Source organism: Ruegeria sp. AF8 (genome assembly GCF_056541825.1).
Map to the genome: position 1 here is coordinate 1 of NZ_JBQFYW010000024.1, position 20,917 is coordinate 20,917.

The window sequence follows — 20,917 nt, forward strand, 5'->3', positions numbered from 1 at the left end:
CCCGCCAGCGCCCGAAACCATCATCCCGATGGATTACAGGCCGACGATGCACTAACAATCAATTTGGACCAGTCAGATGAGGCTGCTCACCACAACTTCGATGTCTACCCGCTGTGCCCCTGTTTCATAGTAGGCACTCACCTTGGCCATCTCGTTCATTGTTATACGGGTTCGACCAGTGAAATCTTCGATGATCCCCGAGAAGGTAACGGAGTCAGCATCGAAGTCAGCGCCGGAAGCGCTGTACTCCTCCAGCGCCATATTCACTCGGCCAACAGAACTGTCGAAGGTAATGTCTCCCGCTTCGCCAGTAGCCAGCAATTCAAAATTTTCCAGTTCGAACCCAACTGTCATGCTGATTTCGTCCTGCTCGGAAAGCTCTGCCGAAATTTTCAGAACAGCCGGCTCCACGTATCCTATGCTGACAGAACCATCGTCATTTTCCTTCAGCGTCATTCCTGGAGCCGTTACGTTGATAGCCCCGAGTTCAAACGGCAATTCGAAATGGAGTGAAATATCCCTGATCGTTTCCGTCTTGCCTGACCGTCTACCATATCCGGTTAGTTGGCCGCCTATGGTTTCGAAGTAGTCTTGCTGAATTTGCCAGACATCAGATGCGGAAATCTCCGCAGACGAAATGCCCGGAGCGCACAAGGCAATGGCAGTAAAACAGACAAATTGATGGGAGCGGATCATTCAGGCGACCTCAAATTTCTGAAAGTACAAACAACGACCCGGCATTACTGATGGTGTCAGGCATTTTTGTGACATCCTACGAACAAATTGGATCGAAAAGTGAAACTACACGCCTGGAAGTAGAGCCGCGTCAAAAGGTGCAAATTCGCAGGTGTCAACGGCGGTACGATTTCCGGCCACGGGCCTGCGCTATACTCGGCCATTTCAGGAGTGACTGGCGCATTGGCACGCGTGAACTCCACGAAGGTCAATGGTCAAAAGATTGCAACACAACCCCACAATGTTTCTATCGAAGGAGCAAGTTGGCAATTCCAGTCAATTGGTTCTGCAATGACGACGAAAATTGGCACGTTTTCCTTTATTGATTGGTGTTCAATTTAAAACGAGTCCGATACATAAGGTGTCACAAGTAAGCTAGGCAGAAATCAGACCCGTGTTCGACCTACCCGCGCAGCGCGCGCACCTTTCCGAAAAGTATGATCTGACTCCATCGCCCGAACTGGCCGCCAGTATGAGCGATATCTATGACCGCATGTCCCGTGTGGTCTCTCCCGTCGATTGGGCGATCTATGCGCCATATGTGAAGGCGATCAGCGATCTCAAGGCCAAGCGCAACGCGGTCATTCTGGGTCACAACTACATGACGCCCGAGATCTACCACGGCATTTCGGATTTTGGCGGGGACAGCCTGCAGCTTGCCATCAAGGCGACCGAGGTCGAGGCCGATGTAATTGTGCAATGTGGTGTGCATTTCATGGCCGAAACGTCCAAAATTCTCAGCCCGGACAAAACAGTCCTGATGCCGGATATGGAGGCTGGGTGCTCGCTGGCGGAATCGATCACCGCCGAAGGCATCGAAGAAATGCGCAACCGGTATCCCGGGGCTCCGGTTGTGTCTTATGTAAACACCACTGCAGAAGTCAAAGCGGCGTCGGATATCTGCTGCACATCGTCCAATGCAGCGCAGATCGTTGCGGCCCAGGACAGCCACACCGTGATCATGACCCCCGACCAGTATCTGGCGCAGAACGTTGCGCGCGATGTGCCCCAAAAGAATGTTGTCTGGTGGGAAGGGTCCTGCATTGTCCACGAACAGTATAGCGCCAGCGATCTGCGTGATTTTCGCGAATGGAACCCCGGGACACGCCTGATTGCGCATCCGGAATGTCCGCCGGACGTTGTGGCGGAATCCGATTTTTCCGGATCAACCAGCGGCATCATCAAATACGTCACCGACGAAAAACCTGAAAAGGCGTTGCTCATTACCGAATGTTCGATGGCATCGAATATTGCCGATGAACTGCCCGAGGTCGAGTTCGTCGGCCCCTGCAACATGTGCCCGTACATGAAGAAAATTACTCTGGAAAAGGTGCTCTTTGCGCTCGACACCATGACCGGTCAGGTTGAGGTTGACGCCGACGTTGCAGTCAAAGCGCGGCAGTCCGTACAGCGCATGATAGACCTGTCGCGGCAATTGGGTATCTGATCGTCCCAATGCAACACATAACCACAAATCGCGTGGTCATCATTGGTGCCGGTTTAGCCGCCGTTTATGCGGCGTTGAAACTGGCGCCGCGACCGGTTGTCATGATCTCACCGGAACCTTTGGGAACGGGGGCCAGTTCTGCCTGGGCCCAGGGCGGTGTGGCCGCTGCGCTGGCTCCAACCGACAGCGCCCAGGCCCATGCGGATGATACGATACGGGCCGGATCCGGGTCGGTTTTGCGCGAAGTGGCCGAATTTGTAACCCGTTCGGCGCGCGAGCACGTTCTGGACCTGTCAGATCTTGGCACCGGTTTTGATCGCAGGGCTGACGGAAGCTTTGTTCAATCGCGCGAGGCCGCCCACTCTGCTGCCCGTGTGGTGCGGGTCAAGGGCGATCAGGCCGGTGCTGAAATCATGCGGGCGCTGATTGCGGAATTACGCCGGACTTCTTCTGTTCAGGTGGTCGAAGGTGCGCAGGCTGTTGGATTGGAAAGTGACGGCGCTCAAGTCACCGGAGTATTTCTGACCAGCATCGACGCGCCTGATGCGCACCCGGTTTTGTTACGGGGAAGTGCGCATGTTCTGGCTACGGGTGGCTCATCGGGCCTGTATGAACAGACCACCAATCCTGCGCGCATCCGTGGGCAGGGGATCGGGATGGCGGCCCGTGCCGGCGCGCGTATTGCCGATGCGGAGTTCGTGCAGTTTCATCCCACAGCAATCGACGTGGGAGAAGATCCTACGCCGCTGGCAACCGAGGCGCTGCGCGGGGAAGGCGCTGCCCTGATCGACGAGACCGGCAATCGGTTCATGGCCGATATTCATCCCGATGGTGAACTGGCCCCACGCGACATCGTCGCCCGCGCCGTCTATCTGCACGCGCAATCCGGGCTACGCCCTGCGCTCGATACACGCGCGGCTATCGGGGCCGAGATTGCGACCCAGTTCCCTTCTGTTACCGACGCCTGCACCCGCAATGGCGTCGATCCGGTTTCCGAAGCCATCCCGGTAACGGCATCGGCGCACTATCATATGGGCGGAGTAGCGACGGATATGACGGGCCGTAGTTCATTGGCCGGGCTTTGGGTTTGTGGTGAGGCTGCCTGCACCGGTTTGCATGGTGCCAACCGTCTGGCCTCCAACGGACTACTTGAGGCTCTGGTTTTTGCCCGCGCCTGCGCCTGTGATATCGCAGAGGTTATACCTGCGCAAAACGCTCCGCCGGTCGATATCCGTTTGGCCTGCGGTATGCATAATGCAGATGAAAATGCCGTGTCCGCCTTGCGCCGAACCATGACCGTATATGTGGGCGTTGTACGCGAGCAGGCAGGGTTGAAAAGCGCCCTTTCCGATATCGCAGCGCTCGAGGCTCATCACGCGGATTCAGAAGTTTTCCTAAACATGACCGCAACGGCCACCCTGATAGCCGCAGCGGCGCTGATCCGCGAGGAAAGCCGCGGTGCGCATTACCGATCTGATTTTCCTGAATCCAACCCCGGCCCCGGCCAACGCTCGATTCTGACGCTGAGCGAAGCTATGGCGTTGAGGGACTGTATCGCAAAGGAAGCCACATGAGTTATCCGGCACTGCCCGACTTGATCCTTGAACCGCTGGTCCGGTCAGCGCTGATGGAGGATCTGGGGGCCAACGGGGACATAACCACCCTGACCGTTATCCCTGCTGCGGCTACTTACAGCGCTAGGTTGAACGCCCGCGAAGATGCTGTCGTCTCGGGTATGCAAGTGGCAGAGCTGGCCTTTCGTCTGGTCGATCCCAAGCTGGATATCGTCACCCATTTTCATGATGGTCAGCATTGCGCAAAAGGGGACACGCTGATGGAGATTCGGGGCAGCGCGGCCTCGATCCTTTCTGCGGAACGGGTGGCTTTGAACTTTGTTGGACGACTGGCAGGGATCGCCACTCTAGCTGCGGCGTTGGTTGCCGAAACAAAGGGAACCAAGACGCGTATAACCTGTACACGCAAAACGACCCCCGGGCTCCGCATTGTCGAGAAACAAGCCGTTCTGCACGGCGGCGGATTCAACCACCGCTTTTCGCTTTCAGATGCGATCCTGATCAAGGACAACCACATCGCCGCCGCCGGCGGCGTGCGCGCGGTTCTGGAATCCGCAAAAATGCGCGCCTCGCACATGATGAAGATCGAAATCGAGGTGGATCAATTGGGTCAGTTGGCCGAAGTGATTGAAGTCGGTGGGGCGGATGTCGTCTTGCTGGACAATATGTCTCCCGACGAACTGCAGCAGGCAGTAAAAATGGCCAATGGCCATCTGGTGACCGAAGCTTCTGGTAACGTCAGTCGTGACACTGTTGCGGCCATCGCCGCGACCGGGGTGGATTACATATCCTCTGGAGCGTTGACCCATTCATACCGCTCTGTTGATGTCGGTTTGGATTTTTGAATGTCATTGAAGGTGTTGTCTAATCGCACGGCTCGGATCAAGTTTTTCTTGCACTTTGAAGACCGGTTGCCGGGTGCTTGGTTGCCTTCGCGGTCGACAACAGCCGCCGCATGATGGAGCTTCGCGAGAGGAGCCTTCTAAATGTAGAAGACGCACTCAGCTGATCCAGCGGTGCAACACCTTCGGCGGCTTTGTCAGGTTGTTGAACGTTTTCGGAGGAGTTTGACCAGAACTCCCGTCATTCGATCAGTTCGAGTGTATACTCGCGCCAAAGTTCGAATGCGTCAGCACGGGTGTGGCGATAGGATTTGGCAGAAAGGCGGTGGCGTTTTGGGCGGAACAAAATGGCAGTTTGATCATGGGTGGAGAGGAACGAAGCTTGTCTGTTTCCAGCACGCGCAACCCGGTCCCGCACGGTTTCGTAGGAGACGTCGATCCCGCGTGACGCAAGAAGGTCCTCGACGTCTCTAAAGCTGAGGGCAAACCGATGATACAACCAGACAGCATAACCGATCACCGAACGAGGAAAACGGAACACTTTTATGCGGGGCAGGTCGGATAAATTCAGCATGAAAATTCTCTACCCTGACGTTACGCAGTCAACAACCTGACAAAGCCCGCTGGAGTTGGCGGTCATGGATAGGGAAATCCTCGGTCTACGCTTTGGGACAAATATCCGGTCTTAGAGAGAGGTCACCCGTATCGAATTTGGTCAGGCGGTATTCGAGTGGTAAACAAGACCCTGAAACAGGTCGATTGCGCGTCCAAGGCACAAACAATCGGGCCCGAATTTCTATGAACAACCTGATTGTACAGGATCACCGGTCTATCAAACTGCCTGTCCAGCACATGCGGGATCAAGTCTTTCGGATCTGCTTCAGCAACACTGGATGGGATCGAAGTACCCAACTTGATCCGAAAGAAGCAATTCGACATGCCGTGGACTCTGGGTTTCGCCGATATGCTGAAGTCGCGGGACAACGGTGTCAAACAGGGCGAACGTTTCCGGTCTCTCCGAAAATACTCGACACAGCCCACGAGTAATTTCCAGCGCTAATGCTCAGAAGTAACCTGGGAAGAAAGCGTGAGCGGTCGTTTGACAGATTTCCACCGCAGTTTCCCTGCTGAACTCTTCGGGATGAGCGTGAAAATCGGTCCACAACCCTTCCAGCAAAGACATGATTGCCATAGCCACTTTTTCGGGATCACCTTGAGTGCCGCAAGCCTCGCAGAGCACTTTGCAGCAGCCGCGTACATGATCATGCAGGTCAGTTCCTCGGGTCTCGATGTAACCTGACCCAACTGCCTGAAGATCAGGTTCAGCGCGGAAGGCGAAGGTTAGTCGCGCGCTGCGCTTGTTCAGTACGGCTTCTGAAAAATCCGTCTCGAAAAGCGCCTGCAGACGGGCAGCGGCATCTTCCGGGGTGCTTACTTCTTCCGGTGCCTGACTGGTAAAGCATTGCCAGGCCGCATTGTATTCCCGCGTCATGTGTAGAGCGAGTTCGCGAATCAGATTGTCCTTTGACTGAAAATGCAGGTTGATCATGCCGCGAGAGAGTCCGGATTCTTCCTGGATACGGCTGATTGTCGCGCCGCTCACCCCATGGCGCAGGATCACGCTGGCAGCAGCCTCCAGCAGCACTTCACGGTGCAGATCTTTGTCCACCTTCCGCTTTTTCTTTGTATCTTCGATACTTGTCATTTGCCTGCCCTTTTCTTTTCTCGACCGGGTTGGTGACCTTGGAGCACCTTGCCCGTGATTGGAACAAATTTCCATCGACAATGAACGATCATTCACTTATGTCATAATGTATGAACGTTCATTCATGAGAGCAACAACTCCGGACAGAGGGCCGTGATGACCAAACTTGGAAACGACTTCGAAAACTTCAAAACCTGGGACAAGGAGAATTACTTCCATCCGTGGGAAGGGCTGGAAGTCCAAGGCGCCGGAAAAGCCGACAGGACGTTCAGCGAATATGCCGAAGGCATCTATGTATACGACGAGCACGGCAACAAGGTGATCGACGGTCCCGGCGGCATGTGGTGCATGCAGCTCGGCTACGGCAACACTGAAATTGCCGAAGCAATGGCGGCGCAAGCCCGCAAGATGGCCTATTGCTCCCCCTTCAGCGAAGCAACATCGGTGAGCGCCGAGTTTGCCCATGCAATTGCCGAGCGGGCACCGGGCGACCTCAACCGGGTTTATTTCACCACCGGTGGCTCCACCGCAGTTGATACCGCCATCCGCTTTGTCCACTTCCGCAACAACCTGCTGGGCAAACCGTCCAAGAAGCGCATCATCACCCGGGCGCATGCCTATCACGGCGGCACATACCTTACTGCGTCACTCAGCGGCAAACCCAGCGAACGCCAGTGGTTCGACACCGATCAGGTTATTCCCCACTTTTTGCCAGACGTGAACGCCTTCCGCCGCCCGAATGGCATGAGTATCGAAGCCTTCCTCGACGAAAAAGTGGTGGATCTGGAAAATGCTATCCTTGATTTGGGCGCCGATAACGTCGCCGCTTTTGTCGCCGAACCGGTGCTAGGCTCCGGTGGCGTGATTGTACCGCCCGCCGGGTACCATAAGCGTTGCATGGAGATCTGCCGCAAACATGACGTCCTATACATTTCTGATGAGGTCGTCACCGGCTTTGGCCGCCTCGGCCACTGGTTCGCGTCCGAGGAACTCTTTGGTGTTACTCCGGATATTATCACCTGCGCCAAGGGGTTGACTTCGGGCTACGCACCGATGGGGGCGGCGATCTTTTCCGACCGTCTGTTCAAGGAAATCGAGGGTGATATCTCCAAGGACGTCTATTTCACCAGCGGCTACACTTATTCCGGACACCCGGTTTGTGCCGCCGCCGGTCTCAAAAACATCGAGATCTTTGAGCGCGACGGCATTCTGGAGCACGTCCGCAGCGTGACCCCGCATTTCCAGAAGCGCCTGAGTCAAATGTTGGAAATGCCGCTGATTGTGGATGTGCGTGGAATGGGGTTGGTGGGATGCATCGAATGCTCGCTGACCCGCGATGGTCTGGGCAGCGCCGAGATTGACGCGAACATTGGCGCAGTCATCGATGCCCGCTGCCAGGAACTTGGCCTGATGGTACGCCCCTATGGCAACATGGCGATTTTCTCACCACCGCTGGTGATCACCGAAGCGCAAATCGACGACATGTTCGACATGCTTACCGAAGGTGTCGAGCGTGCCACACAGGAATTGCTGGGCCAAGGGCTCGAACTGGAACAGGAGAGGGCCTGAGGTCACCACCGCAAGGAAAGAATGACACAACCCCAACACGGGAGGGAACCATGAAAACCAAGCTCACAACCAACTTGTTGGCCGGGGCCGCCACTATCTGGGGCGTCACCGCTGCAGCAGAGGGCGAACTGGTGATTTATAACTGGAGCGACTATCTCGACCCCGCGATCATTGAAGCCTTTGAAGCGGAAACCGGAATCGACGTCACGTATGACACCTATGATTCCAACGCGATGCTGGAAACCAAAGTACTGGCAGGGAGTTCCGGTTATGACATCATTGTGCCTTCCTCCACCGGAACTGCGCGTCTGATCTCGGCCGGTGTGCTGCAGAAGATCGACAAATCCAAGATTCCGAACCTGGAACATGTCTGGCCCAAAATCGCCGGACTGATCGAGACCTTCGATCCCGGCAACGAATACCTGGTACCTTACAACTGGTGGACCTTCGGCATAGCATATAACACAGACAAGCTTGCCGAGCGTCTGGGCGAAGACCATCCCAAATCCTGGGATCTTCTGTTTGATCCTGAGATTTCCGCCAAGCTGACTGATTGCAGCGTAATGATCGCCGATTCCCCGATCGACGTGATCGGTGCCGCGCTGATCGACATGGGCTATAACCCGAACACCAGTGACAAAGACCAGATCGCTGCAGCCGGAGCACATATCGGCGCGATCCGTGACAATATCGCCCAGATTTCGACCGATGGCATGATCGGCGCGCTGTCTGATGGCGACGCCTGTCTCGGCCTGACCTGGAGCGGTGATGCCTATTGGGCTGCTGACGGAGCCAAAGAAGCCGGCAATGGTGTTACTCTGGAATACATCATTCCGGAAGAAGGAACGATCCTGGACTTTGACGGCCTCGCCATTCTGGCCGACGCCAAGAATGTGGACGAAGCCCACGCCTTCCTGAACTATCTGATGCAGCCTTCAGTGTCGGCGCAAAACGCAAACTTCATCCGTTATGGCAGCGCCAACCTCACCGCTCAGGCCGAAATCAACCCGGAACTGACCAGCAACCCCGCCGTTTATCCAACCGAAGAAACGATGGCAGTCCTGACCACTCCGGTGTTGCAAGACCGCAAGACTGAGCGGCTTTACACCCGTACCTGGTCGAAGGTCCGTACCGGCGAATAATCTGACGCGCGGCTCTTGGGCCGCGCAGCTTTAGCTCTGCCGCGGGACTCGCCTGTCCACGGCAAAGACCCGCAACAGAGAAACCTGCAGTGATGAACCTCTTTGATCCAGCCCGCGCCGCCGCCCGCGCCGAACCCGCCAGCCCTCTGGAACCACCCCGGGCACCTTTGATCCGGTTCGAGAACGTTACCAAGTCCTTTGGCAGCTTCACCGCAATCTCTGACCTGACTCTCGACATTCAGGAACGCGAGTTCTTCTCGCTACTTGGCCCGTCCGGCTGCGGCAAGACCACGATGATGCGTCTGCTGGCAGGTTTCGAGGAAGCGACATCGGGCCGCATTCTGCTGGACGGACAGGATCTCACGGGCATCCCGGCAAACCGGCGCCCGATCAATATGATGTTTCAGTCCTACGCGTTGTTTCCACATATGTCGGTGGCCAAGAACATCGGCTTCGGTCTCAAGCAGGAACGCTGGAAGATGCGCGACATTCAGGACCGTGTGGACGAGATGCTGGCGCTGGTACAGCTCGAAGGGTTTGAGGATCGCAAACCGCATCAACTGTCTGGCGGACAGATGCAGCGGGTGGCCTTGGCGCGCTCTTTGGCCAAGAAACCCAAAGTGCTGCTGTTGGACGAGCCGCTGGGCGCGCTCGACAAAAAGCTGCGCGAGGAAACACAGTTTCAGCTGATGGACGTTCAGGACCGGCTGGGCCTTACCTTCATCATCGTCACTCACGATCAGGAAGAGGCGATGACCGTTTCCTCTCGTATTGCTGTAATGAAGGCAGGCAAGCTCCTGCAGACTGACACGCCCGCTCGGATATATGAACATCCCGCGTCCAGTTATGTTGCTGACTTCATTGGCAATGTAAACCTAATAGATGTCGAACTGTCGGGCATGGAAGGCGAACTGGCTTTGGCCCGTTGGGACGGCGGCACCCAGTTGGTGATCCGCCCGCAGCCCGGTGATGTGCTGACGCCCGGCGCGCGCAAGATGTTGGTGCTGCGCCCCGAGAAAATCCATCTCGCCAAGGATCGGCCCTCTGCAGCGCACAATGTGAACATGGTGGAAGGTACGGTCGAAGAGATTTCCTATACCGGCAGCGCCTCAACCTTTCTGGTTCGCCTTGACGGTGGTCTTCTGATCCGAGCGCAGGAAGCCAATCGGTTACTGACCTCTCGGCGCGAGATTGACTGGAACGATCGGGTGTGGCTCAGCTGGCGCGCAGGTGCTTGCGTGCTGGTCGACGAGTAGGGGCATTGTCATGAGCACATCCCGACGTCTGCTAATCCTTGTGCCCTACTTGTGGCTGGTGCTGTTTTTCCTGGTGCCCTTCCTGATCGTCATCAAGATTTCCCTGTCGGATTCCATCACCGCCAGCCCGCCGTACTCGCCCACCTTCAGCCTTGGTGACGGGTTGGCAGGATTGCGCGCTTTTCTGGCCGCTCTGGACTTTGAGAATTTCGTCTGGCTGGCCGAGGACGGCATCTACCTCAAGGCGTACCTCAACAGCGTCAAGGTCGCTGCTGTTGCAACGCTGCTGACCTTACTTATCGGCTACCCGGTGGCATACGCCATGGCCAAGGCACCTCAGGAATGGCGCAGGACCCTCCTGTTGGTAGTAATCCTACCGTTCTGGACCAGTTTCCTGATCCGAATCTATGCTTGGATCGGCATTCTCAAGAACGAGGGGTTCCTGAACCTCACCCTGATGAAGCTCGGCCTCATTGATCAGCCGCTGGCCATCATCCATACCGAAATCGCGGTCTATATCGGCATCGTCTATTCTTATCTGCCATTCATGATCCTGCCGCTATATGCTTCGCTGGAACGGATCGACGGCCGTCTGCTGGAAGCCGCTGAAGACCTGGGCTGCAGCGCTTTTGCAGCCTTTCGCCAGATCACCTTGCCGCTGTCGTTGCCAGGGGTAATTGCAGGTTGCTTTCTGGTCTTTATTCCGGCCATAGGCGAGTTCGTGATCCCCGACCTTCTGGGCGGCTCCGGCACCTTGATGATCGGTAAAACCCTGTGGCTCGAATTCTTCTCTAACCGCGACTGGGGCGTGGCGGCGGCGGTAGCCATCGTGCTGCTTACCATCCTGATTGTTCCGATCGTGCTGTTTCAGCGCTACCAGCAGAAACATCAGGAGGAGCTGGGATGATCCGCCGCTTCAACATGTTCAACCTGACATCGCTGACCTTCGGCATTGTGTTCCTCTACCTGCCGCTGCTGCTGGTGGTGGTCTACTCCTTCAACGACTCTCGCCTCGTCACAGTATGGGGCGGATTCAGCACCAAATGGTACGGTATCGTGCTGAATAATGAGGCTTACCTGGAGGCCGCCTGGATAACGCTCCGCATCGCCTTTGTCTCGGCGACGGTTGCCACGGTTTTGGGCACGCTCAGTGCCATCGTCATGGTCCGAATGGGTCGCTTCCCGGGACGCACGTTGTTTTCCGGTATGATCTTCGCTCCACTGGTGATGCCCGAAGTGGTAACCGGCCTGTCGCTTCTGTTGCTGTTTGTTGCAATCGGTCTTGACCGGGGATTTTGGACCATCACCATCGCTCACGCGACCTTTTCCATGTGCTATGCCTCAGTGGTGGTCACCTCCCGGTTGTCAAGTTTTGACAGGTCGCTGGAGGATGCGGCTCTCGACCTGGGTTGCACTCCGTTTTCGGCCTTCCGTCAGGTGACCCTGCCAGTAATCGCGCCTGCGGTAATCTCGGCCTGGCTGTTGTCCTTCACATTGTCGCTTGATGACCTGGTGATTGCCACCTTCACCTCAGGGCCCGGCTCCACCACCCTGCCGATGAAACTCTATTCCTCTGTCCGGCTGGGTGTATCGCCCGAGATTAATGCGCTTTCCACCATGCTGATCGGAGTCGTCGCCACTGGTGTCATTGCCGCGTCTCTCATCAACCGCCGGCAGGAGCGTCGCCAGAAACAGGAAACCCGCGCAGCGATAGCTGCTGCGTGACACCCTCAAAAAAGTTGGAATAGGTAAATGCAATACAACATGTCCCAGTTCTACATCGGCGGAAACTGGACTGATCCAAACCACAACGAGTTCGTGGACGTGATCAACCCCGCCACCGAACAGCCCATCGGCCCACTCGTACTTGGTAACGAAGCTGACGTTGATGCCGCCGTTGCGGCAGCCAAGGCCGCGCTACCGGATTTTAGTGCCTTGCCTCGTGAGGAACGCATTGCGTTGTTTGAACGGGTGTTGGAGATTTACACCACCCGCGTAGACGACTTCGCTCTGGCCATATCGCTGGAAATGGGCGCCCCAATTACCATGTCGCGCGCGATGCAAGCGCAGGTGGGCATCGACCATCTGGAAGCCATTATCGGTGACCTGAAAACAGTTGATTTCGAAGAAAGGCTGACCAATGGCGACACATTGGTTCGGATGCCGGTCGGCGTCTGCGGGCTGATTACCCCCTGGAACTGGCCAATCAACCAGATCGTATTGAAAGTAGGACCCGCGCTGGCGGCGGGCTGTACCATGGTACTGAAACCGTCCGAGTTGACACCGCTTTCCGCGATTCTTTATGCCGAAGTGCTACACGAAGCCGGCGTGCCTGCAGGCGTTTTCAATCTCGTCCACGGAGAAGGCCCGGTGGTTGGTGCTGCGCTGTCACGCCACCCGGATGTCGCCATGATGTCCTTCACCGGGTCCACTCGCGGCGGCGTTGCGGTGACGCGGGATGCGGCGGAGACCGTCAAGAAAGTGACGCTAGAGCTCGGAGGTAAGTCCCCGAACCTGATCTTCGCCGATTGCGATCTGGAAACGGCTGTCACCGAAGGTATCGAGGCCTGTTTCATCAATACAGGTCAGAGTTGCGATGCCGCCACCCGGATGCTCGTAGAGCACACCGTCTATGACCAGGCGGTGGAAATAGCGAAGGCAAAATGCGCGGCAATAGCTGTTGGCGACCCGGCCGAGCCCGGCGATCACTTGGGGCCGCTATCCAGCGCGCAGCAATACGTCCGCGTTCAAGAGATGATCGAGGTCGGTATTGCTGAAGGCGCACGGCTGATAGCTGGTGGTCCCGGCAAGCCAGAAGGTTTTGAAATCGGCTTTTTCGCCCGTCCCACAATTTTCGCCGATGTTAGTAACGAAATGCGCATCGCGCAGGAGGAGATCTTCGGACCGGTACTGGTAATCAGCCCCTTTGGCACCGAGGCGGAAGCCATCGCCATCGCCAATGACACGCCATATGGTCTTTCCGCCTATGTGCAAACCAGCGACAACGATCGCGCGGCCCGCGTCGCCCGCGCACTCCACTCGGGTATGGTAAATGTGAACGGTGCCTTCCTTGGCGCGGGCTCTCCTTTCGGCGGGATCAAGAAATCCGGAATCGGTCGCGAGGGCGGTCGCGAAGGTATTCTTGAATTTCTCGAAACAAAGGTGATCGCGGTACCCTGACGGGGTGCTGCCACTACGGACCAACACCATGAAAAACCTCCGCCGTATATATGATTCCTACGCATACGACTCTGAAATTCCGGTCGGCAACTATTGGGTCACCACTGAGCCAGACACCCCCGATTATCCGGCTCTGGATGGTGATCGGCGCGTGGGTTTGGCGGTGATTGGCGCGGGCTACACCGGTCTCAGTGCGGCATTGCATCTGGCCCGTGACCACGGTGAGTCGCCTCTGGTGATAGATGCTGCCCATCCCGGCTGGGGGGCATCTGGGCGCAATGCCGGCTTCTGCGGCTTCGGCGGCGCCAAACTGGGTGACAAAGCGATTGTCCGACGCTATGGCGAGGATGATCTGCGCGCTTTCTACAGCGCCCAGAAAGAGGCCGTCTCCCTTGTCCGAGACCTCACCTCCGGCGGTGGCATGGAGGCTGAGACCCAAGAAGACGGCGAATATTGCCTAGCCCACAACACCTCAGCGGCGCGTGCACTGCCGGAAATGGCAAAATGTCTGCACCGCTATGCCGGAGTGGACTGCCCGGTTCTTTCAACTCAGGAAATGCGCCAGGAAGGACTGTGCGGCAGCGGCTTCCACGGCGGGCTTTTTCTACCCTATGGCTTCGGCTTGAACCCGGGCAAATACGCGGTGGGCCTGGCCCGTCTGGCGGAGCAGGAAGGCGTAGAAATATTTGGCGGTACCCCGGCGCTTAAGGTGCATGAAGAACGTGGCGGGACTTATATCATTGAAACACCTACCGGCCGGATTGAAGCTGACCGGCTGATCGTCGCAAACAACGGTTATGGCAGCGACAATCTGCCGGATTGGCTGCGGGGGCGATATTTGCCGGTTGTATCGCATATTATGGTGACGCGGCCATTGACCGAACTGGAAAAACAGGCCCAGGGCTGGACTACACGGCGTATCGCCTACGATACCCGCAACCTGCTGCACTACTTCCGTCTGCTGCCGGACAACCGGGTGCTGTTCGGAATGCGTGGAATGAGCAACATCACGGGTGGCTCCATGCAACGGATGAAGCGTCAGATCCGCCGCGAGTTCGAGGCGATGTTTCCGGCGCTGGCCCGCGCGGAAACCGAATTTCACTGGAGCGGCCTGGTCTGCCTCACCCGCGGCCTTATCCCCTATGCCGGGCAGATCGGGCACTGGCCGCGCGCTTGGACCGGGTTCGGCTATCATGGCGGCGGTGTTGCGATGGCAACTTATACCGGGCGGCTGCTGGCAGGAATTGCGGCAGGCAAGCCCTACAAGTCACCCTTGCCTCGTTTCATGCAAGCACAACCTGCTACATTCCCTATCCCGACGTTTCGCCGCCACGGTTTGCCCCTTGCATACATGTATTACGGTGTCAGGGATCTGATTTAGGGGTTCCCAGGGCTTTGTCATGTGTGGAAGGTTCCTGTTTGGCAAGGTTTCTTCGAAACGGTGATCGTTGCGGGTTGCAGTCATGTGTCCGCGCAAGAAATTTTATTTCGGATTTTCGGCCAATATCGAAACATCATGACACGATCGGTGGGATCGTTTAGATGTTTAGACCACACTCGTAGAAGTAGGCGTCTCGATGAACCCTGTGGAAACTATAACCTTTTCGTTCGAGATGGGAGTAGTTTGCGCACTGCTTGCTTTCACCGTCTTCTTGTTCGTATCAGAAATTGTAAGGATTGACCTATCTGCAATTCTGGTGCTGGTCCTTGTCGGCCTTCTTAGCTACCTACCAGGGCTTGAGAACCTCGCAGATGTTACACATCTGTTCGATGGGTTTGCGTCAAACGCCGTGATTTCTATCATCGCAGTCATGATCGTAGGCGCGGGGCTGGACAAAACTGGCATAATGAACAAGGTGGCGGCGGTCATTCTAAAATACGGCGGCACGTCCGAGAGCAGGGTGCTACCGATCGTTTCGGGCACCGTTGGCGTAATTTCATCATTCATGCAAAATGTTGGGGCAGCCGCGTTGTTTCTGCCAGTCGTCAGCCGAATATCCTCAAGATCCGAAATTCCGCTGTCTCGCCTGCTGATGCCCATGGGATTTTGCGCCATTTTGGGTGGCACAATGACAATGGTCGGTTCATCGCCGTTGATTTTACTTAATGATCTGGTCCTGACCGCAAACGAGGGACTACCCGCCGGTCAAAAAATTGAACCATTTGGTCTCTTCTCGGTGACGCCTATCGGGGCGGTCTTAATCCTGACCGGGATCGGGTACTTTCTGCTACTTGGACGATGGGTATTGCCGAAAGACGCCGGATCTGAAAGTACCGGAACGGGGCAGGGCACACAGGAATACCTGCAACGGGTCTACGGACTCCAGGCAGATGTTTTCGAGGTGACTGTGCCGGCGGAAAGCCCGCTTGTGGGGCAGGTATTGGCCGATATCAACCACGAAAACCATCTCTACATAATCTCCACGTTCTATCGCGGCAAAACTTCGATGGTTCAGGTCCTGACCGCCGAGATTGCAGCGCCCTGCAGGCTCGCAATCATAGGTAATCGCTGGGCCGTAGAGAAATTTGCCCAGAAATTCGGTCTGACTGTTCTTCCCGAACTGGACATCTTCGTCGAAGATTTTGCGGCTACCAATGCCGGAATTGCCGAAGTCGTTGTGACACCCGACAGCAAACTGATCGGGAAATGCCCGCGAGAACTCTTGTTCCGCAAGACATACGGCATGTCGTTGCTTGCGATTCACCGAGGCGAAGAAACGCTCAGCCACGTAGAAAGCGAAACGCATGAGTCGACCCAAATCGGGCTCGAGAAATTTCAAGCGGGCGACATGCTTGTCGCGCATACCAGGTGGGACAACCTGATGCGGATCAAGCGAGATCCTGACTTTGTTGTCGTAACAACGGATTTTCCGCAAGATGAACTGCGACCTCAGAAGGTCGGTTGGGCTTTGGCCTTTTTCGCAATTTCGCTGTCGCTAATATTGCTTACAGACGTTCGGCTATCGCTTTGCCTACTGACTGGAGCAGCCGGAATGATGCTTACGCGTGTGCTTAGCGTGGACGAAGCATACCGCGCAGTCGGATGGAATACTGTTTTCTTGCTCGCATGCCTCATACCGCTGGGGCAGGCCGTGCAAAATACCGGAACTGCGGCGTGGATCGCGCAGCAAATCATGATCATTTTGGACGGTTGGCCAATTTGGGCGCTACAAGCTGGCGTCGCTATCTTGGCCACTGCTTTTTCGCTTGTAATGTCAAACGTCGGGGCTACCGTTCTGCTCGTGCCCCTTGCCGTTTCGATTGCGGTGGCGGCCGGTGGCAACCCCGCCGTCTTTGCGCTTACAGTGGCCATTTCGACCTCAAACAGCTTCATCATTCCGACCCATCAGGTAAACGCTTTGATTATGGGTCCTGCGGGTTATAAGGTTATGGACTTTGTGCGCTCGGGCGGGGTCATGACAGTTCTGTTTCTGGTTGTATCCTTGTTGATGCTCAACATCGTATATTAAGCAGCACGGAGTACAAACGCTTGTACCCTCAGTGTCTAGTATACTCGGTTAACCATCACATGTAGAATCGGCGATCACCTCAATTCGTTCCGAGTCGGGTTGACCCATTGGCGAGCAGGGGTCACGCTTACCGGCCGCTGATCAATTGGGTCTGCGCAGCATTTCCGCAGCGCTCGCAGTTAGGGCCGTCATTTCACAGAGCGCGGCCTCGGCATTGTTTGGAAACCGCTGGATAAAATGCCCATGTGGCAGACAGAACCGCTGGAAGGGGCTTAGCCTCGCAGGTGAACACCGGAATCCAACACCTGCGAAACGCTCAACCCGTCCTGCATGAACTCTCTCCCGAATGTTCCCAGCAGGGTGAGTTCTAACAACTGGAGGCTTAGATATTGCGGATAACTTGACTGACTGTTTGGGCTAAAATCTCAGGGAAAGGCAGGACATACCACCATCCAGTTTCGCGCAGTCAGTGTTGTCAATTGTGGCAACCTGAAAGCCCTCGCGGTCCAGCATTTCCGCGGTGCGCGGGAATCCCGCTGCCATCAGCACGAGGTTATTGAAGCGGATGGCATTGGCGGCCGCCTCTTCACCGTCGGGCACATGCAGCACCCGGTAACCTTCGAAACAGCCCGATGCATCCAGCCGTTTGGTCGACAGGATAGTTTCAGCGTCCATAAGAGAGCAGTCGGTCTTGAAATGCAGCACGCCCTCAGGTGTGAACACTTCACGCAGGCTGTGTCCCCATTCACGGATGATGGCCGCCAGTTCGGCAACTCCCTCGGCATCTGTCCGGTCGGATCGGCCAACGAGAATTTCTTTACCGGTGACAAGGATATCACCACCTTCGATGTGACCGGGGCCGCTGATTTCGCGTACGTCGCCGTAACACGCCCGGATGGCAGGGGCCATTTCCGCCACTTCCCCAAGCCGCGACGGGGCGCCCGGGCGCATCAGCACTGCACCCTGCGGCAGGCAGAGTGCGGTGTCTTCGACAAATTGGGCATCGGGAAAGGCGTCCAGGGGCTCCAGTTCGGTGACGTCTGCCCCTGTGCTTTTCAGGGCTGCGACATAGGCTTCATGGGCTTTCAGCATACTGCCGAGATCCGGATTGCCGCTGTCCACGGCCCTGAGACCGCCTGTGATCGAGGGGGCAGGGCGGCGAGTGATGGCTCGGGAGAATTCATGGGAAGGGTTGGTCATGGATCAGTCCTTTGCGGGCGCAAATCGGGGTGCCTCAATTTCAATAATTTGCGGGCCGGTCAGCCCGGCGCTCTCCTTCAGGGCGGCGGCGACGGCTTCCGGGTTCAACGGCGAACACTGGTAAGGAATGCCGTAGGACCACGCTGCAGCTTTAAAGTCAGGCGGTGTCGGGTCACAGCCCACCACAGCCACGCCGGCATCCTCCATCGAAGTGGCAATTTCTCGGTAGCCGTGGTTGTTCCAAATCATAAAAGTGATGGGCAGGTTTTCGTCTACCGCCGCCATAACCTCAGGCAGGGAGAACTGCGCGCCACCGTCGCCGGTGAGGCAGACCACTCTCGCGCCGGGATCCGCGATTGATGCGCCGATCGCGGCCGGGATCCCAAAGCCGAGTGCGCCGTAGCCGGTGGCCGCGTTGAACCAGCCGCCGGCGCGGTCATGGTCGTAATAGAGGTTGCCTGCGTAGATCGGCTGGGTTGAATCTCCCACCAGCAGGGCGTTGGGTACCGCATCGCGGATGGCGTTCAGCACCTCGACCTGCTGGCGGTACTCCTGACCGATTTCTTCCCAGGCGGCTGAGCGTGCATTTCCCGCCCGCCCGACACCGCCGTTACTCCGGTCCTCCGCCGGCACGTGCTTTAGCAGCTCGGCCACCGCGTCTGCAGCGCTTCCTTCGATCTTCAGTTCCGCCGGGTGTCGGGAAAGCTGGTCCGGGCAGATGTCCACCCGGATCAACCCCGGCATATGAGCCAATGTGCCGGTTGCATACATATCGTAATCGGTCTGTCCCAGCTCGGTCCCGAGCGCCATCACGCAATCGGCGTCCTCGATCAGGTGCCGCACTGCTTTTAGACTCGGGCTGGCCGGGACCGACAAAGGATGCCCGTAAAGCACGCCGCGAGCGTTCACGGTTTGAACTACCGGTGCATCCAGCCGCTCCGCCAGCAAGCGCAGACCGTCACCTGCAATTTTTGCACCGCCTCCGGCAAGTATGACGATTTTCCTGGCTGCCGACAGCATTGCGGCCGCCTGCTGCAGCGGGCCATCGGGGAACGGTGTCTTGCCGGCAGTGCAAACCGCCACCGGCTCCGCCTGCGCGTCTCCTGCAACGTCCAGCGGCACCTGAATATGAGCAGGCGCCGGGCGCCCTCCCGAAAGCGCCGTAAAGGCCTTGTTCAGAGCGCCGTCCAGATCCTGTGGCGCGGCCACGTGGGTCGAGACTTTTGCGACCATCTGTGCCAGGGCATGTTGATCGGGCAGCTCATGCAGATGTCCCAGCCCTTTTCCAAGCGAAGATGCCATATTCACACCGGAGACAACCAGCATCGGAACCGAATCCGCCCGGGCCTGCGCCATGGCAGTCAGCGTGTTGGTCAGCCCGGGCCCGGTAATGACAAAAGCGACACCCGGCTTGCCGGACACCCGGGCAAAGCCGTCGGCCATAAAGCCCGCGCCCTGCTCATGCCGCGGGGTCACGTGGCGGATGCCGGAGGCTGCCAGCCCGCGGTAGAGCTCGGCCGTATGCACGCCCGGAATCCCAAACACACATGTGACACCGCGGTCCTTCAGGCCCGAAACCAGTGCTTCGCCGACAGTGGTCCTGTTCACGCTGCACCCCTCTTCTTGCTGTTGGCGTGGGCCGCAATCCGGTCGACCGCAGCGGTGAATTCCGCGTCCGGTATGGTCAGTGCCACCCGGACCCAGTTTTTCAGGACCTCACCGAATGCGGACCCGGGCATGACCGCAACGCCGCTTTCCAAGAGGTCCCAGGCATAAGTTTCCCCATCCAGTCCCGTAGCGGAGACATCGATCATCGCAAACATCCCGGCATCAGGCCGGTGTACGGTAAGACCGGTTTCTTTGTGCAGTCGGGATGCAAGCAGATCTGCGCGTGCGGAAAACCGGGATACCATTCCGGCGGCAACCTCGGATCCGCCGCGTACAGCCTGTTCCGTCATGTCGGCGATGAAGGGCTGATTCCCAAACAGCATGGTTTCTGAATACGGCAGCAGAGCGTCGCAGAATCCTGCCGGACCAACACACCAGCCGCTGCGAAACCCCGGTGCCGCATGTGATTTTGATATCGATGAGACACCGACCACCCGATCGGCCAGCTTCGGATCGGACAGCGGCGAGACAAACTCCGCGCCTTCGAAAACCAGCTCTTCATAGACTTCGTCGGATATGATCCAGAGATCATGCTCGACAGCCAGTGCGCCGATGGCGGAAATGTCTTCGGCAGTCAGGATCGCACCGGTCGGGTTGTGCGGCGTGGTCAGAAGGATGGCGCGGGTGTGCGGCGTGATCCGGGAGGCCAAGGTTTCCGTCTGCATCCGGAAACCATGTTCCGGAAGCAACGGTACCGGTACCAGATCTGCGCCAGCGGCACGCACAACGCCTTCGTAGGTCGCATACATTGGATCCCCGACGAGCACCTCGTCGCCGACCTGGGCAACCCCGGCCATGACCGCAAAGAGCGCGGTCTGAGTGCCCGGAAAGCACAGGAAGTTTTCCGGCCCGAAAGGCCGCCCCCGGGTTTCGGTATAGCGTGCAGCCAGCGCCTCCAGCAGCCCGGGCTCGCCCCGACCGTTGGAATATCCGGTCCGACCCGCACGCAGGGAAGATACCGCGGTTTCGATCAGGGTGCCGGCCGCCGGCACGTCGGGTTCGCCGATGGTCATCTCAATGATATCTGCTCCCGCTTTCTTCAGGTCGCGCGCCTTCAGATGCACTTCCCACTTGGCTCCGCCCAATCCCGCCAGGCGGTCTGTCACATCAGTTATTCGCATGGCACGTC

The 20,917-nt window shown here is 57.2% G+C and carries 16 protein-coding genes and 1 pseudogene; 11 read left to right on the plus strand and 6 right to left on the minus strand.

The window, feature by feature from the left end; all coding sequences use genetic code 11:
* Positions 1-72: 72 nt before the first annotated feature.
* Complete coding sequence (locus tag ACR0AO_RS22280; protein ID WP_480608637.1) at positions 73-696, minus strand: hypothetical protein; 624 nt, start codon at positions 694-696, stop codon at positions 73-75.
* A 433-nt stretch (positions 697-1,129) separates the two neighbouring features.
* On the opposite strand from ACR0AO_RS22280, the gene nadA reads away from it, so the two are divergent.
* Genes nadA through nadC form a run of 3 tightly spaced genes read left to right on the plus strand, consistent with a single transcriptional unit; the run spans position 1,130 to position 4,601 of the window.
* Complete coding sequence (gene nadA / locus ACR0AO_RS22285; RefSeq protein ID WP_480608638.1) at positions 1,130-2,182, plus strand: quinolinate synthase NadA; 1,053 nt, start codon at positions 1,130-1,132, stop codon at positions 2,180-2,182.
* 8 nt (positions 2,183-2,190) lie between these two features.
* Positions 2,191-3,756 (plus strand): L-aspartate oxidase, encoded by a 1,566-nt coding sequence (locus ACR0AO_RS22290; RefSeq protein ID WP_480608640.1) that lies wholly within the window; start codon positions 2,191-2,193, stop codon positions 3,754-3,756.
* Positions 3,753-4,601, plus strand: a complete 849-nt coding sequence (gene nadC / locus ACR0AO_RS22295) for a carboxylating nicotinate-nucleotide diphosphorylase (protein WP_480608642.1) — start codon at positions 3,753-3,755, stop codon at positions 4,599-4,601. Before ACR0AO_RS22290 ends, nadC begins: the two co-directional genes overlap by 4 nt.
* Positions 4,602-5,007: 406 nt before the next feature.
* Here nadC and ACR0AO_RS22300 read toward each other — a convergent pair.
* Together ACR0AO_RS22300 and ACR0AO_RS22305 are read right to left on the minus strand one after the other, a co-directional pair.
* Positions 5,008-5,172: pseudogene (locus ACR0AO_RS22300) on the minus strand (IS6 family transposase); the annotation flags it as partial.
* 489 nt (positions 5,173-5,661) lie between these two features.
* Complete coding sequence (locus ACR0AO_RS22305; protein ID WP_480608644.1) at positions 5,662-6,303, minus strand: TetR/AcrR family transcriptional regulator; 642 nt, start codon at positions 6,301-6,303, stop codon at positions 5,662-5,664.
* Positions 6,304-6,459: 156 nt separating this feature from the next.
* Between ACR0AO_RS22305 and ACR0AO_RS22310 the strand changes: the two genes are divergently transcribed.
* The 8 genes from ACR0AO_RS22310 to ACR0AO_RS22345 all read left to right on the plus strand — a co-directional run bounded on the left by ACR0AO_RS22310 (position 6,460) and on the right by ACR0AO_RS22345 (position 16,920).
* Entirely contained in the window at positions 6,460-7,872 is a 1,413-nt protein-coding gene (locus ACR0AO_RS22310) for an aminotransferase (protein WP_480608646.1), read from the plus strand.
* Positions 7,873-7,922: 50 nt separating this feature from the next.
* The gene (locus ACR0AO_RS22315) at positions 7,923-9,014 is read left to right on the plus strand and encodes an extracellular solute-binding protein (protein ID WP_480608647.1); all 1,092 of its coding nucleotides are present in this window, start codon (positions 7,923-7,925) and stop codon (positions 9,012-9,014) included.
* Between the two features lie 92 nt (positions 9,015-9,106).
* Positions 9,107-10,270: an ABC transporter ATP-binding protein gene (locus ACR0AO_RS22320; RefSeq protein ID WP_480608649.1), complete on the plus strand. Its 1,164-nt coding sequence runs from the start codon at positions 9,107-9,109 to the stop codon at positions 10,268-10,270.
* Positions 10,271-10,280: 10 nt separating this feature from the next.
* Positions 10,281-11,177, plus strand: coding sequence for an ABC transporter permease subunit (locus tag ACR0AO_RS22325; RefSeq protein ID WP_480608651.1), 897 nt, complete (start codon positions 10,281-10,283; stop codon positions 11,175-11,177).
* Complete coding sequence (locus ACR0AO_RS22330; RefSeq protein WP_480608653.1) at positions 11,174-11,995, plus strand: ABC transporter permease; 822 nt, start codon at positions 11,174-11,176, stop codon at positions 11,993-11,995. The genes ACR0AO_RS22325 and ACR0AO_RS22330 overlap by 4 nt, the downstream gene beginning before the upstream one ends.
* Before the next feature lie 27 nt (positions 11,996-12,022).
* Positions 12,023-13,450 (plus strand): aldehyde dehydrogenase family protein, encoded by a 1,428-nt coding sequence (locus ACR0AO_RS22335; protein ID WP_480608655.1) that lies wholly within the window; start codon positions 12,023-12,025, stop codon positions 13,448-13,450.
* Positions 13,451-13,478: 28 nt separating this feature from the next.
* Entirely contained in the window at positions 13,479-14,831 is a 1,353-nt protein-coding gene (locus tag ACR0AO_RS22340) for an NAD(P)/FAD-dependent oxidoreductase (RefSeq protein ID WP_480608657.1), read from the plus strand.
* 196 nt (positions 14,832-15,027) lie between these two features.
* Positions 15,028-16,920: an SLC13 family permease gene (locus ACR0AO_RS22345; RefSeq protein ID WP_480608659.1), complete on the plus strand. Its 1,893-nt coding sequence runs from the start codon at positions 15,028-15,030 to the stop codon at positions 16,918-16,920.
* 417 nt (positions 16,921-17,337) lie between these two features.
* On the opposite strand, the gene ACR0AO_RS22350 is transcribed toward ACR0AO_RS22345, so the two are convergent.
* The 3 genes from ACR0AO_RS22350 to ACR0AO_RS22360 are packed head-to-tail and all read right to left on the minus strand — an operon-like array spanning position 17,338 to position 20,909.
* Positions 17,338-18,120, minus strand: a complete 783-nt coding sequence (locus ACR0AO_RS22350; RefSeq protein ID WP_480608660.1) for an arginine deiminase family protein — start codon at positions 18,118-18,120, stop codon at positions 17,338-17,340.
* Positions 18,121-18,123: 3 nt separating this feature from the next.
* Complete coding sequence (locus ACR0AO_RS22355) at positions 18,124-19,728, minus strand: 5-guanidino-2-oxopentanoate decarboxylase (protein ID WP_480608662.1); 1,605 nt, start codon at positions 19,726-19,728, stop codon at positions 18,124-18,126.
* Positions 19,725-20,909, minus strand: coding sequence for a pyridoxal phosphate-dependent aminotransferase (locus ACR0AO_RS22360; RefSeq protein WP_480608664.1), 1,185 nt, complete (start codon positions 20,907-20,909; stop codon positions 19,725-19,727). The genes ACR0AO_RS22355 and ACR0AO_RS22360 overlap by 4 nt, the downstream gene beginning before the upstream one ends.
* Between the last annotated feature and the right edge of the window lie 8 nt (positions 20,910-20,917).

Coding starts and splice junctions, on each gene's coding strand:
- ACR0AO_RS22305 (WP_480608644.1), bottom strand. CDS start 6,303: ATGACAAGTATCGAAGATACAAAGAAAAAGCGGAAGGTGGACAAAGAT.
- ACR0AO_RS22290 (WP_480608640.1), top strand. CDS start 2,191: ATGCAACACATAACCACAAATCGCGTGGTCATCATTGGTGCCGGTTTA.
- ACR0AO_RS22345 (WP_480608659.1), top strand. CDS start 15,028: ATGAACCCTGTGGAAACTATAACCTTTTCGTTCGAGATGGGAGTAGTT.
- nadC (WP_480608642.1), top strand. CDS start 3,753: ATGAGTTATCCGGCACTGCCCGACTTGATCCTTGAACCGCTGGTCCGG.
- ACR0AO_RS22350 (WP_480608660.1), bottom strand. CDS start 18,120: ATGACCAACCCTTCCCATGAATTCTCCCGAGCCATCACTCGCCGCCCT.
- ACR0AO_RS22340 (WP_480608657.1), top strand. CDS start 13,479: ATGAAAAACCTCCGCCGTATATATGATTCCTACGCATACGACTCTGAA.
- ACR0AO_RS22325 (WP_480608651.1), top strand. CDS start 10,281: ATGAGCACATCCCGACGTCTGCTAATCCTTGTGCCCTACTTGTGGCTG.
- ACR0AO_RS22320 (WP_480608649.1), top strand. CDS start 9,107: ATGAACCTCTTTGATCCAGCCCGCGCCGCCGCCCGCGCCGAACCCGCC.
- ACR0AO_RS22360 (WP_480608664.1), bottom strand. CDS start 20,909: ATGCGAATAACTGATGTGACAGACCGCCTGGCGGGATTGGGCGGAGCC.
- ACR0AO_RS22310 (WP_480608646.1), top strand. CDS start 6,460: ATGACCAAACTTGGAAACGACTTCGAAAACTTCAAAACCTGGGACAAG.
- ACR0AO_RS22330 (WP_480608653.1), top strand. CDS start 11,174: ATGATCCGCCGCTTCAACATGTTCAACCTGACATCGCTGACCTTCGGC.
- ACR0AO_RS22335 (WP_480608655.1), top strand. CDS start 12,023: ATGCAATACAACATGTCCCAGTTCTACATCGGCGGAAACTGGACTGAT.
- ACR0AO_RS22315 (WP_480608647.1), top strand. CDS start 7,923: ATGAAAACCAAGCTCACAACCAACTTGTTGGCCGGGGCCGCCACTATC.
- ACR0AO_RS22280 (WP_480608637.1), bottom strand. CDS start 696: ATGATCCGCTCCCATCAATTTGTCTGTTTTACTGCCATTGCCTTGTGC.